Annotated in this window: 11 protein-coding genes; all 11 read right to left on the bottom strand. The window is 42.4% G+C overall.

Translation table 11 applies throughout. From position 1 onward, the window contains the following. Positions 1-33: 33 nt before the first annotated feature. Positions 34-1,170: a dTDP-4-amino-4,6-dideoxygalactose transaminase gene (rffA, locus tag G610_RS0101660; RefSeq protein WP_026523388.1), complete on the bottom strand. Its 1,137-nt coding sequence runs from the start codon at positions 1,168-1,170 to the stop codon at positions 34-36. 3 nt (positions 1,171-1,173) lie between these two features. Further along, positions 1,174-1,653 carry a GtrA family protein gene (locus G610_RS0101655; protein ID WP_026523387.1) on the bottom strand — a complete coding sequence of 160 codons (480 nt, stop codon included), beginning with the start codon at positions 1,651-1,653 and terminating at the stop codon, positions 1,174-1,176. A gap of 45 nt (positions 1,654-1,698) precedes the next feature. Further along, the gene (locus G610_RS0101650; protein WP_026523386.1) at positions 1,699-3,462 is read right to left on the bottom strand and encodes a hypothetical protein; all 1,764 of its coding nucleotides are present in this window, start codon (positions 3,460-3,462) and stop codon (positions 1,699-1,701) included. Positions 3,463-3,481: 19 nt separating this feature from the next. Then, complete coding sequence (locus tag G610_RS0101645; protein ID WP_026523385.1) at positions 3,482-5,233, bottom strand: ABC transporter ATP-binding protein; 1,752 nt, start codon at positions 5,231-5,233, stop codon at positions 3,482-3,484. A gap of 151 nt (positions 5,234-5,384) precedes the next feature. Next, positions 5,385-6,527, bottom strand: coding sequence for a glycosyltransferase family 52 (locus G610_RS0101640; RefSeq protein ID WP_026523384.1), 1,143 nt, complete (start codon positions 6,525-6,527; stop codon positions 5,385-5,387). A gap of 176 nt (positions 6,528-6,703) precedes the next feature. Continuing rightward, entirely contained in the window at positions 6,704-7,747 is a 1,044-nt protein-coding gene (locus tag G610_RS0101635) for a glycosyltransferase family 2 protein (protein ID WP_026523383.1), read from the bottom strand. Positions 7,748-7,777: 30 nt separating this feature from the next. Beyond that, entirely contained in the window at positions 7,778-8,980 is a 1,203-nt protein-coding gene (locus G610_RS0101630; protein WP_026523382.1) for a hypothetical protein, read from the bottom strand. 104 nt (positions 8,981-9,084) lie between these two features. Further along, the gene (locus G610_RS0101625; RefSeq protein ID WP_035793903.1) at positions 9,085-10,320 is read right to left on the bottom strand and encodes an ATP-grasp domain-containing protein; all 1,236 of its coding nucleotides are present in this window, start codon (positions 10,318-10,320) and stop codon (positions 9,085-9,087) included. A 19-nt stretch (positions 10,321-10,339) separates the two neighbouring features. Then, the gene (locus G610_RS0101620; RefSeq protein ID WP_026523380.1) at positions 10,340-11,512 is read right to left on the bottom strand and encodes a PseG/SpsG family protein; all 1,173 of its coding nucleotides are present in this window, start codon (positions 11,510-11,512) and stop codon (positions 10,340-10,342) included. After that, entirely contained in the window at positions 11,505-12,542 is a 1,038-nt protein-coding gene (gene pseI, locus G610_RS0101615; protein WP_026523379.1) for a pseudaminic acid synthase, read from the bottom strand. Before pseI ends, G610_RS0101620 begins: the two co-directional genes overlap by 8 nt. A 51-nt stretch (positions 12,543-12,593) precedes the next feature. Further along, the gene (gene pseF / locus G610_RS0101610; protein ID WP_026523378.1) at positions 12,594-13,298 is read right to left on the bottom strand and encodes a pseudaminic acid cytidylyltransferase; all 705 of its coding nucleotides are present in this window, start codon (positions 13,296-13,298) and stop codon (positions 12,594-12,596) included. Between the last annotated feature and the right edge of the window lie 2 nt (positions 13,299-13,300).

The following is a 13,300-nucleotide window of genomic DNA, read 5'->3' as shown; positions in this document are numbered from 1 at the left end:
CTCCGATTTCCCCATTATCTTCAAAACGACTTATCAAACTGCCTTGTAGAATTCCTTAACTCTCTGAATTACTTCACCTTGATCTTCCTGAGTAAGCTTGTAATACATAGGAAGACGAAGGAGCCTTAGACTCTCTTTTGTGGTGTACTTATCTTCACCATGGAATCTTGAAAACTTAAGTCCCGCAGTAGATGTATGAAGCGGTACATAATGTGAAGCCGGCAGGATATCATTGCTCTTTAAATAATCTATGAGATGACCTCTCTCCTCGCCATCTTTGCACTTGATATAAAACATATGCGCATTGTGTACGCACTCCTTGGGTACATAAGGAAGCTCTATAAGTCCTGCCTCTTCAAGAGGTTTAAATTCTTCTATATATCTGTTGTAATGTGCAATTCTGTCATTGTTTATCTCATCAGCCATTTGAAGCTGAGCATACAGATAAGCTGCGTTCATATCACTGGGAAGATATGATGATCCGGGCATAAGCCAGGTGTACTTATCAACCTTACCAAGCTGATAAAGAGTTCTGTTGGTACCCTTCTCTCTGATGATGATCGCATCATTGACAAAATCCTCATCACGAAGAAGGAGGGCTCCTCCTTCACCCATACTGTAATTCTTGGTCTCATGGAAGCTGTAATTACCAAAATCGCCGATGGCACCAAGTGCTTTGCCCTTGTAGGTAGCCATAACGCCCTGAGCAGCATCCTCAATCACAAAAAGATTATGTCTCTTTGCAATATCAAGAATGGTATCCATCTCACAGCCAACACCTGCATAATGCACGGGAACGATTGCCCTTGTCTTAGGTGTAATAGCATCCTCGATAAGCTTCTCATCAATATTCATGGTATCCGGTCGGATATCGACAAATACTACGGTTGCGCCACGAAGCACGAATGCATTGGCAGTGGACACAAAGGTATATGAAGGCATGATAACTTCATCACCTTCCTTGATACCTGCAAGAATAGCAGCCATCTCAGTGGCATGAGTACATGAAGTTGTAAGAAGGCACTTGCTTACGCCTGTTTTCTCTTCAAACCACTCATTATCCTTCTTTGTATAAATGCCGTCACCGCAAATCTTCTGGTTCTCTACGCATTCCCTTATGTATTCCATTTCCTTCCCTGTATAGGGAGGTACATTAAAATTTATACGCATAGGTTAATCCTCTTTTTTCTTAAATACTATCAGCTTACTGATAAAATAGTTAAGAACTATAACAACAAAAGTCGCTGCCAGCTTTACAGGCATCTTGGCAAATCCCAACAATGTTATGAAGATAAATATCAACAGATCCTCTACTACAAGTGTAAATAACCTTCCTGCAGTGAAAGATCCTGCCTGCTTTAAGAAATCTTTTTTCGTATCAACTTTACCGTCAAACACCCAGGTCCTGTTAGTAAAGAACTGAAATGCCACACATATAACCCAGTCAATGGTGTTGTTTAGCACCTCGTTCATGTGCATCACACTATCCATAAACCAAAAAAGAAAAATACTTAAAAAGAATGCCAGTCCTCCAAAGAATAAATACAATAATCCTTCTTTATACTTTTTATATAAAGGTTCAAATATATTCAGAACCGGCAGTGACATGATCTTGTCAAAGATATCCTTCTTTGGTGTTTCATTTAATTCCATAATTCCTCTTTTCTTCCTTCCGTCTCTGAAAAACTGTGCCTTTAATCATTCAGAAACTGCATAAACAATAAATCGACCGTTATCAAAGACATTATTATACTTAAAACTATGAAGGAAGTCCAATAAAAGGTCACACTTTTCTTCTGCCAGCACTTCACCCTCGAGATCGGGGTTCACGATAACAACAGGAAGCTCATCAACATCTGCGCCTCCATAGGCTTCAAGTGCCTCTTCGAATTTTGCGACAGTATTGGAATCAAGGTCGGGCCATGTACTGAAAATAGCAGGTTCCATTCTAAATAAATATGAAAGTCCGGGAGCTTTGCCAAACTGCAAAAGCTTCTTATTCTGAAGGCCGTTATCACACAAAAACTCATAGAGATCAGAAAGAGTCTGTGCATTGGTCTGTGTCGTATGCATGCCTGCTGCCCTAGGAATATCCTGTGAACCCACAAGAGCACTTCTCTTTTCACCATCTGTTCCATCCACAAAGCTATGGCAGATATGGAAAAGACCTCCCTGAATACACAATACGGTAAGTAGTGTTACAAACACGGCTTTCCATGTAAAATTAAGTTCACTTACACCTGCTGCCTGCCTTACACGTCTGAACATCCACAGAATTACAGGCGCCACAATGAAAAGATTGTTGAGAACAGGATAGGTATAATTGTTACTTCCAAGAGGAGTAATCAATATGATAAGTATCGAAGCAAGGCAAAATGATCTTTCAGAAGCCTGACCATGAAGGAGCGGAGTAACACCAAGTACCAGGAAAACAAGACCGGCAATAAGGAACATCATTGCAGGCTCAAACATACTGTCATAGTAGAAATAGCTTCTGGTAATGATTCCGCTCTTAAAGAAATATCTTACAAGCACGAGAAGCCCAGCCACATACAGTAATCTCTTAATCCAGTAATACTGTCCCGGCTTAAGCAAAAGAAGAATAGCAGCAGCCATCATGAACGGCATAATTATAAGCATGTGTCTTAAGCTGTTAAGCCATGCGGAGAGAATTGATGTTACCATTCCCGCACTGGAATAATCACTGGCACCTTTGGACATTGCAAACAATGATCCAATCATCTGCGGATATGCACTAAATCCGTAAACTATGCAGATGATAATAAACGGAACCAAGAATCCAATACAAAATCCCAGAACGCAAAGTCCGAGCTTTTTCAAGATTACTTCCTTCTCTCTCTTATGAAGTATCTCGTAATACAAAAGGGTCAAAATCAAAATGACTTCAACAATATTGGGAAATCTCACCATGACATTGAGACCAAAGAATACTCCTGCAAGGACAAACTTATATGCCTTTTTCTCGTAATCGGTCATTGCACGAAGAAGTGTAAGAATCCCCAGTGTAAAGAACATGTATGTCATGTAATTATATAGAATAACTCTGGGACACCAGCAAAGGCTTATTGCTATCATCTCGCCAAGGAATGACATCCATCCGGGAATCCATCTCTGCAGCATATAGTAAGATGCAAGAGCAGTTATGCAGATGAAAATCGTGCAATAGATATTCATTCCAAGCATTCCGTCTCCACCAGGAAGAATCGTAAAGAGCTTTCCTATAAGATTCGGAATAAATGTAGCCAGAAACCACATGGGATCTATGGTACCGGAATATACATAATTACCAAGGCTGTAGGTGGTATCAGTCACATCTACGCCCTGGGCAACTCCTATAAAAGGATAGAAAAATATGATCAGTGGAAACAGCCACTTCTCCATGGGTTCCTGATATTTTTTAAGTCTGAAAATCTCGTTTCTAACAGCTGTCAGTGTCAGCATTCTGTTTCCCCCAAGTCTGTTATCTTTCTTGTGTAACCTTCTGACCATTTACTCTGTATACCATATCGCACTTCTCAATGGTCTGAAGTCTGTGTGCGATTATTACAAGTGTCTTCTTGCCATGGAGTCTGTTAATGGATTCCATGATGGCAGCCTCGGTCTCGTTATCAAGAGCACTGGTTGCCTCGTCGAGAACCAGTACCTCAGGATCCTCAAAAAGCGCCCTTGCAATACCGATACGCTGTCTTTGTCCGCCGGAAAGTCTTATACCTCTTTCTCCGATTGTAGTATCAAGTCCATCCGGAAGTCCCTTTACATATTCATCAAGCTGAGCTTCCTTAAGAGCAGCCCAAACCTTGTTATCATCAATATCCTCATCCGGAATTCCAAAGGCCACATTTTTCCTGATAGTGGAATCAAGCATAAAAATAGTCTGAGGAATATAACCGATATTCTTAAGCCACTGAGGATAATGCTCTCTTATCTCAACGCCGTCAGCAAGAATCTCACCTGTCTCGATTTTCAAAAGGCCAAGCATAATATCAACTATGGTGGTCTTACCTGCTCCTGACGTACCTACGATACCTATAGCCTTACCTACAGGTATCTCCATATCCGCATTCTTAAGAACATAGGTCTCTGAATTTGGATAGTGATAGGTGATGTTTTTAAGCTCTATAGTCTTATGAACAGGAAGCTTTTCTACTTCCTTCATTTCCCTGTAATCTTCTGCATTGTATGAAACAGAGCCATCGTTTATCTCCTGCTGGAGATTATCACTTACATTCATAAAAAAGGGCTCAAAATATGCGATTGAAGTAAGATAATTGTTAATTCTGTTGGCACTTGGAATAAGCCTTGTGGCAGCGGCACCCATGACACCTACAAGAGCCACCATATCCTTCAAAGCTTCGCCCCTTGTGATTACAAAGAGCATATATCCAACCATTCCCGCAACACTTATGGTCTCAATAAGGAGTCTTGGAGTTGAATTGTAGAGATTATATTTTTGTACCGCATGAACATAACCGGCACCGCAATCCGCATAACCGTTTATGAAATAGTTTTCCTTGTTGGCGATCTTAATTTCCTTGATACCCATTACAGACTCCTCAATCCATTTGAAAAGTCCGCTGTAATAATCCTGGTTATCCTGACCTGCCTTAACCATGATGGGCTTAATAATAAACTTTATTATCAAAAGCACCGTCACCAGCAAAACTGCGATAGACAGTGTCATCTTGGCATCAATATAAAGAAGCATGATAACAAGACATGCAAAAACAATCATCTCTGAAGTGAGCTGAAGGCAGCTCAAAATGAGACCGTACATATTGTTTACATCAGAGGTTATGTTTCTCTGAATAACAGAAGTGTCAGCATTTAAATAATACTCATAAGGTCTTTGCATGAAGTTGATCATCATGCGTCTTGATGTGGCAAACTGATTGGTATAAACGAACCTGAGCTGAACCACATTTATAAAAAACAGAACAATGTTCTTTACAATGAAAACCACTATCAGGGCCACAAAGATAATTATTGCAAATTGCGTGATGCTGGTGCAGCCAAGTATGTTATAAACTGCTGAAAGCTTCTCATTCTCCGATACCTTATCGGGATCTATTACTGTTGTCATTGCAGGAAGCAGCATGGCAATTCCGAGAGTCTCAAGAAGGCCTCCCAAAAGCATCATTAATACAATAAGCACCATCTGCTTTTTCTGGCGCTTATCCAAAAGCACCATCATCTTTTGATAAATCTTTTTCATGTTTCTCCTATAGTACCCTCATCCGCCCTTCGGGCACCTTCCCCCATAGGGGGAAGGCAATGTTTTAATACCTTCTCCCTTTTGGGGGAGGCAATTTTTAATGCCTTCTCCCTTTGGGAGAAGGTGGCGCGAAGTGCCGGATGAGGGCATCTTAATCGTCAATAATCTGTTCGTTAAGTCGGTGAATCTCAGGTGCTTCATACTTATCCATGAAATCATCACCAAGAAACAGCTTTTCATCCACAAACTTTATCGAATCTACAACTGTATATACAGATACTAGTCTATCAAATTTGAGCCCTTCGATAAAGTTGAGCATCTCCATGGGGAATGTGCCCGCAAGCAGGATCACATCCGGGAACTTCTCTTTGTAATCAAGATAATCCCTTGGATGCTGTTTGATCATAACAACAGCGTCCTTACCGTTAACCTTACCGTACTCATTCACCAGGTCTCTAAAGAGCCTTTCCCTGGTCTCAAGGTCGCATAAAGGCTCAGATAAAATAAGAACTCTCGGCTTATCCTTACCCTCTTCAAGCTGAGAATTAAGCTCATCCATATTCTCCACAAAAAGCTTAAGCATCAGCTCCTTATCGGATCTTGTAAGTTCCTCAACAAGGGGCTCTCTTGGAACCTCAATATACTTGGGACATGGATAATCCAATATGGATATATCATTTACTTCCATGTCTATGCAGTATTTTCCCCATCCGTTCTGTATGAAAATAAGTCCCGTGGAAGCAAGCCAGGCCTTAAACCTGAAATGTCCGTTATTGTCATATCTTGCCTGATCGCCGTATTTAATACAGTTAAGACCATCCTCAAGGGCATGGTATTTTATCTTCTTGTAATTCAGATAATAGCCTATTGGATCCGAATCACAGAACACATAAATATCCTTATATTTCTTGAAATTAACAGGCACATATTTCTCCTGAAGCTGTGCAAAGCGCTTACAGAACTTAATCCTGTTGATCATGTTCTTGGCAAGGCTTCCCGTATTGGTGCGAAGAGGCTTAAGCTCAGGGAAAAAGGTATCAACCTTCTCATCATACTCTATTACCTCTTCAAAAAGTCCGCACTCCCTTGCTCTTTCTACCATTGAGCCGAACTTGTTACTCATTTTGGAGAGCACAAGGGTGGCACGGCCTGCCATATCACTGCCAATTCCAGCCTTTTCCTTTGCAAAAAAGCCGTCCTCGCTTCTCATTACCTCATGTAAAATATGAAATTCCTTAAGGCATGCCACATACACATGATAAAAGGTGTGGCACACATAAATTCTCTCGTACAAATTAACTCCTTATACCCTCATCCGGCGCTCCGCGCCACCTTCCCCCAGAGGGGGAAGGCTCTTTTTTATCTTCCCCCTTTGAGGGAAGGCTCTTTTTGTCTTCCCCCTTTGAGGGAAGGCTCTTTTTGTCTTCCCTCAAAGGGGGAAGATGTCAGCGAAGCTGACAGATGAGGGTTCTATTTTCTTAAGCCTCTATACATCCACAAAAGCCTGTAATATACATAGAATAGCAAATGTGACTTCATCTGCATTGAAATAAGCTTTTTCTCCTCAGGATGAATTCGCTCCTTATAATAAGGATTCTCCTGAAAGTCTGGGAAAGCATCCTTCATTTCCTTAGCCATTTTCTTTGTGAAATTGTAGCAACCCTCGATATGCTGCTCTTTTGGCATTGCTGAAAACAGCGTATTTACATAGAAAAGCACAGTATACATGAATTCTATTTCAGGCTTGTAGGTTTCAAGATAGCCATTCTCCTTAGCTTCCGCAAGGATCTGCCGCCCTGCAGTCATTCTGTCCTCGAGATTTTTCTTTGAAACAGTATGTACCGTGGAAGCGTTATGCTGATAATAAAAATACAGCGGCTCCTCTATGTACTCAAAGTGCTTAACCCTAAGCATCCATGTGTTACTTACTGCATTGTCTTCATAGAATATATCTTCAGGAAAAATCTTCCTGCTTTCACAGGGCTCATTTCCAAAAACAATATTTCTCTTATAGATTTTTACAACGAGACTTCCGGTATCAAGAAGAAGCTTTCTGTATTTCTCCTGGTCCATTACTCCTGTCTGATCTGCGTTGTTATTATGAACTATCTGTCCCGGCTCAAAGGTGTAGTGATCAACAAGACTATAATCACAGCCAACCATATCTGCACCGGTTTCATCTGCCTTCCCAAGAAGTCTCTCATAGTAATCGGGGACAACCCAGTCATCGGCATCTATAAATCCGATCCACTCACCCTTGGCAATCTGAAGCCCCATATTCTTGGCGCCGCCCTGATGGTGATTCTGGGGAGAATGAAGAGCCTTGAATCTATTAGGATAACTCTTTTCATATTCCTGCATTATGGCAAAGGAATTGTCCGTGGAGCAATCATCCACCGCAATTATCTCTATGTCTCCATTAGGCATTGTCTGCTGCACAAGCGAATCGAGACAGTGCTTTAATTTATCATCACCTGCCATATTGTAGACAGGTACTATCACGCTAAGTCGCATTAGTCTTATCTTCCGTAATCTCTATAGTTATCAGAGCCTGCTCAGCTCTTCATCAAAAACTCCTGCTGCCTGTTCCATATCGAAACGGTTATAGCGATGATCGATCCAGAACGCCAGCATATTATTGGAGAATTCTGCTGAAACCTCACATACCTTTGCGGCTTCATCAGATATAGGCCAAAGTACAGGCGCATATATTCCGCGAACTGCAAGTCTTCTCTCAAAACCGTCTCTTGTGATATTCTTGCCTTCTTCAGTAATTGCGCTTCGTCTCATAAAATCTATATCTAGAACAATAGGCAACATGAAGGGTGTATATGCATAATCTATACCGTACTCGGAAAGCTCAGTTTCTGTGAGGAGTCTGAAGGCTTTGCCGCAAAGAGGCAGGCTTTCAAGTCTCTTATAGAGATTTCTGTAATTCACATTTCTCCTTGCTTCCAATGTTCCGGCATCAATATCACTCAAAATATCTGCACTCATGTCAGAGATGTGATAAGGATCAAGGCCGTCACTTAAGGTATCCTCTGCATCAGAAAGAAGCTTTCTGTAGTGATCCTTAAGCTCATTATCTCCGTTTTCAAGATACTCTGTCTTTTCCTTTAAAGCCTCATATCTCATGGCAGAAAAATCTGTTTCTCCTGTAAGTGCACCCATTATGAATTCTTTTTTGCTGACAGCAAAGGCTCCGTCGGGAACACCAAGCCACTTTCTTATGCTGCCCACCTGGTAATCCGGAACATACTCATCTTTTCCATAAAAAGCATTATCCAGATATTTTTCGGGATTAAAAAGAATATGTGTCACATCCTCAATCAAAATCGCATCAGGATATTTATCCCTTAACGCTTCAATGGAGCCTCTTACTTCTGCAATTCCATAGAAATTCATAAGAAGCACTACAGGCGATTTTACATCACCGATGGCATCAATTAAGCTGTCTGTATGAACGGTCAGATTGTCATTAAGCCTGTAATATACCACCTTAAATCCGCGGACCTCAAAGGGTCTTACCATGGAGTCGCAGGAAAGTGCAGGCATAAACACTGTCTTCTTATCATCAGACAGATCATCAGCAATAATATCATCCGCAACAAAACCTATGGCATCTCTGCCGCATCTCAAAAACTCTATATATTTACCGCTCTTTTCAGCCTTGTCTGTAAAAAAGCTGATAAGATTCTTTCTGTCGTAATGCTCGGTTAAATTAAACTCACTTCCGATTTCATACATATCAATAATTCCTCCAGACAGATTAATTACATGATATACGAATTGCTTCGTGTCCCATGGCCTAGCAAGCATGTACGCATTTTTGCCTTTTGACACCTATATCATTATACATATTCAATACGAATGCGGGCAAGGGCGCTCTCTGCGTTCCTGGCTGCTTCGTCAGCATCCTTGCCGGTTGCGATAACATGTCCAAGTCTGTCACCGCTGTTTTTCAGACGCTCAGCTTTATCACCCGGGGCTTTGTACATAACAATTTCTTCTACGCCCGGCATTTTAAGCGCATCCTCCACACCCTCGATGGATTTGATGGTACGTACTTCATCATCTGAATCCTCTGCAAAAATGAATCTGATGGCGCTTCCGTTTTCCTTAGTTCTCTGCCACTTTACTTCTTCTCCAAGAGTAGATGCTATGCAGCAATCTATCATATCAACTCCCGTTGAAAGAGGCACAAGTCTTGAAGTTATATAATCTCCGCCAAGGCGTGCAGCTATCTCAACAAGCTTAGCTCCGGAAGGAGTAACCTTTATCTCAGTATGTGTAGGTCCGTCCTTTACACCAAGTGCCTTTATGGCCATAAGTGCAACTCTTCTGATGTCCTTCTGCTGTTCATCACTGAGTCTTGAAGGCTCTGTGTGCCCGGTTTCAACAAAGAAAGGAACCTCTGTAACCATCTTATCCGTAATGGTGATGATATGTGTCTCCCCTCCTACTGTAAAGGACTCCACGCTGACCTCGGGACCTGTCATGAACTCTTCAAGAAGGACTTCGCCGTTTCTTGAGTATTCATGGGTATATTCATATATTTCTTTGAGGGATTCCCTTACACTTTCATCACCTGCAAGCTGTCTGATGCGTCCCTTATTAACAAGAACAACGCCTCTGCTTGCTGCGTTATCAGCAGGCTTACTTATGAAAACATCCGGAAAATTCTCTGCCTTTTCAAAGAACTCCTCAAGAGAATCTGCCACATAAAAAGCAGGAATCGGTACTCCGCTTTCCTTCATTCGTTTTCTCATAGCAGCCTTATCTGTGGCGCAGATTGCATCCTCATAAGCTATATCACTTCTTTTTCCAAGCTGCTCATTTACCCATGCCACAGTTCTCACAGGCATGTCACTGGTGGAAGTGATGATATAGTCAGGCTCATACTTTTTGGCTGCTTCAAGAACAGCCTCTTTATCGATGGTGCTGATACACAAAAACTCATCCGCATCCTTAATTCCAACAGCCTCCGGATCGTAATCAAGAGCATATACATACAGCCCTTTTTCCTTAGCCTTTCTTATGGCAGGCACCTGCAATGCACTGGCACCTAAGATAAATATTTTTTTCATAATGTCTCCTTAAATGAGGTCAAAGTTCGATTAGCGCTTCTGCTATTCTGTCAGCGCCCTGTCCGTCTATAACCGCCTTAAGTCTCTCTCCAATCTCTGCTCTCTGATCTATGCCCATCTCGGAATATTTCCTCAGGGTAGTCAGGATATTCATGATGACAAGATTCTCATCATTTCTGAAGTCGCCGGCATAGGGAATCAGCTTTTTCTTTGAAAAATAAAGTGCATCCGGCTCCATGTTCTCCGCAAATACATAGCTCACAGAGGGAACACCCACAGCACAAAGCTCATATAATGTGGTTCCCGCAGGAGTTATGGCAACGTCGCAGCAGCCCATAATATCTGCCACATTGTCGACGTTCTGATGCAGGATCACATATCCGTCTTCGATATATCTTTGAACCTTATCTGACACTCTGTAGTATCTGCCAGCCAGAACATGAATCTTTTTCTTATCCTTATCTCTAAAGCCAAGCTCCGGCTCAGACAAAATCGCGGCGATCAAAACCTCCGACAATCCCCTTGAATCTGCGCCTCCTGTTGTAAGGAAAATATTGCTAAGACCTTCATCAAAGCCGTAAGCTCTGTGGGCTCCGGCGGAAGCCTCCTCATTTTCTCCTGCAACAAGATCGATATTCATAAGAAGCTCACCATCTGTTCCGTAGCGCTCTTCTTTTTGTTCCTCAGTCATTCCTGCCGCAAATGCCCTTCGCTTCCAGAACTGTTCACGAAGAGGAATGTATTTGGTTCCAAGAAGAAGCATCGGCATATCATCCGCATACTTTTCCTCATATCCAAGCTCCGGAGCTCCCGGGCTGTAATTGACGATAGCCTTAACGGGATATGTCTCCTTTAGCATATCGTCCATGTACATGATTCTGATGCCGCCATTTCGCAGCATCTCAAAATAAGGCACTGTAACCTGATAGCTGTCCACCAGAAGAGTTTTTATCTCCTCTTCCCTAAGGAGTGCCAAAAGAGCAGGTACTTCCCTCTCCATTCGTCTCCAGTTTGAACCAAGTACCACAACCTCATAGTCATCCCCGATATAAGGCAGAATATTGTCATCTGCGGACACAAAAACGACAGCGCACCCCATCTGCTTCAAACTCGCTGCTATGGTTCTGCAGCGCATGATGTGCCCTGTCGCCACTATTTCATTTGCATCTACACGAATCGCAATCTTATTCAAATTGGCTCCAATCCAGCGGCGTTCCGCGTGTTAGCTTAGTCTTAACTTTTTTGCCAAGCACCTCTTCATAGTACTTAGGCTTAATTCCCTGAATATTGTAGGAGCGGATACTTCTCACATTCTTATCAGTGAGTTCCTCGCCCTCTTCCACATCCTCAACTATAAAAAGTGATCTGCGGTTGGTATATTCACCTGCCTCAGCCTCGGTAGGACCATAGAAAACCTTACCAAGTGCAAGCTCAGCATCGTGAACACCCTTTATCATATCTGCAAACTCAGCAGGCTCCATTGAAAAAGCAGAGTCAGCTGAAGGAATATCCCTGCTAAGGCAGAAATGCTTCTCAATAACTACTGCCCCAAGAGCTACTGCCGCAATAGCAGCCGTACTTCCCATGGAATGATCGGAAAGACCTACCGGCACTCCGAATTTCTCACGCATATCTGTGATGGTCCTGAGGTTTAAATCCTCTGAAACTGTGGGATAAACGCTGCAGCACTTAAGCAGTATTATCTGATCGTTCCCCTGTGATCTAATGGCTTCAACAGCCTCTCTTATCTCTTCCTCACTGCCCATACCACAGGACATGATGATAGGCTTACCTGTAGCTGCAATATACTTAATAAGCGGAATGTCCACAAGCTCGAAGGATGCGATCTTGTAAAACTCCTCGCCGATATTCTCAAGATAATCAACAGACGTCTTATCAAAAGGTGTAGAGAGGAAATCAATTCCAAGCTCTTCGCATTTTTTCTTAATGGGCTCCATCCACTCCCAGGGAGTATAGGCCTCCTTGTACAGATCATGGAGATTGTAACCGTCCCACAATCCGCCGTGAATCTTAAAAGCCTCTGCATCACAATCTATTGTAATGGTATCAGCGGTATAGGTCTGTGTCTTAAGACAGTCAGCCCCTGCCTTGGCAGCCGCCTCAACTATAGCAAGCGCATTCTCAAGAGATCCGCCGTGATTGGCACTCATCTCTGCTATCATGTATGCTCTGTGATTATCTAAACATTCTTGTAATCTCATATTTCCTCATCCGTCTGCTTAGCAGACATCTTCTCCTGAGGGAGAAGGCTTTTATCGTAGTATTCCCTGCTCCGTAAGGAAGCGGTACTTAAGCTCTGCAAGTAACCAGTCGCTCTCATTATCAATATCCTGAGATTCCACAGGACTTATGATATAAGGAATCGACTTCTCCATTGTAGTATCCTTCTGGATACGGAATGCATCATTTCTGAAAATATAAAACTGTCCGCACTCATGGTACTGAGTCTGAAGATCCTGGCTTCTGGTCTCGGCATATTCCGGATGAAGCATCTTCACAAGGCCCTTATCATCTATGAAAAGACCACGCTGTGGAGGATAGGAAAACTCCTGCATGGGAACGATGGACTCCGCGCCAGACTTAACAAGCTCGTCCATGGCTTCTCTGAGCTTCCTTGCTGTTATAAAAGGTGCTGTAGGATAAATACAGCAGCCATATTCAAAGCTCTGTCCTCTCTTTTCATACTCATCAAGGACCTCTAACAAAACGTCTGCGGTGGTGGCTGTATCACTTGAAGTCTCCGCCGATCTGAAAAATGGCACCTTTGCACCTGCTGCCTTAGCTATCTCTGCGATTTCTTCATCATCTGTAGATACCATGACTTCGTCAAATATTCCGGACTGTATGGCAGCCTCTATAGAATAGTGAATGATAGGCTTCCCACAAAATACCTTGATATTTTTCCTGGGTATCCTCTTACTGCCGCCACGGGCTGTTATTATAGCTATTGCACTCATGT

It is taken from the genome of Butyrivibrio sp. MB2005 (assembly GCF_000424285.1).
Taxonomy (GTDB): domain Bacteria; phylum Bacillota; class Clostridia; order Lachnospirales; family Lachnospiraceae; genus Butyrivibrio.
This window is presented reverse-complemented; position numbering and strand designations above follow the sequence as displayed.

What these genes read in the sequence shown, in the direction of transcription:
- rffA (WP_026523388.1), bottom strand. Translation starts at nt 1,170, where the DNA reads ATGCGTATAAATTTTAATGTACCTCCCTATACAGGGAAGGAAATGGAA.
- G610_RS0101655 (WP_026523387.1), bottom strand. Translation starts at nt 1,653, where the DNA reads ATGGAATTAAATGAAACACCAAAGAAGGATATCTTTGACAAGATCATG.
- G610_RS0101650 (WP_026523386.1), bottom strand. Translation starts at nt 3,462, where the DNA reads ATGCTGACACTGACAGCTGTTAGAAACGAGATTTTCAGACTTAAAAAA.
- G610_RS0101645 (WP_026523385.1), bottom strand. Translation starts at nt 5,233, where the DNA reads ATGAAAAAGATTTATCAAAAGATGATGGTGCTTTTGGATAAGCGCCAG.
- G610_RS0101635 (WP_026523383.1), bottom strand. Translation starts at nt 7,747, where the DNA reads ATGCGACTTAGCGTGATAGTACCTGTCTACAATATGGCAGGTGATGAT.
- G610_RS0101630 (WP_026523382.1), bottom strand. Translation starts at nt 8,980, where the DNA reads ATGTATGAAATCGGAAGTGAGTTTAATTTAACCGAGCATTACGACAGA.
- G610_RS0101625 (WP_035793903.1), bottom strand. Translation starts at nt 10,320, where the DNA reads ATGAAAAAAATATTTATCTTAGGTGCCAGTGCATTGCAGGTGCCTGCC.
- pseI (WP_026523379.1), bottom strand. Translation starts at nt 12,542, where the DNA reads ATGAGATTACAAGAATGTTTAGATAATCACAGAGCATACATGATAGCA.
- pseF (WP_026523378.1), bottom strand. Translation starts at nt 13,298, where the DNA reads ATGAGTGCAATAGCTATAATAACAGCCCGTGGCGGCAGTAAGAGGATA.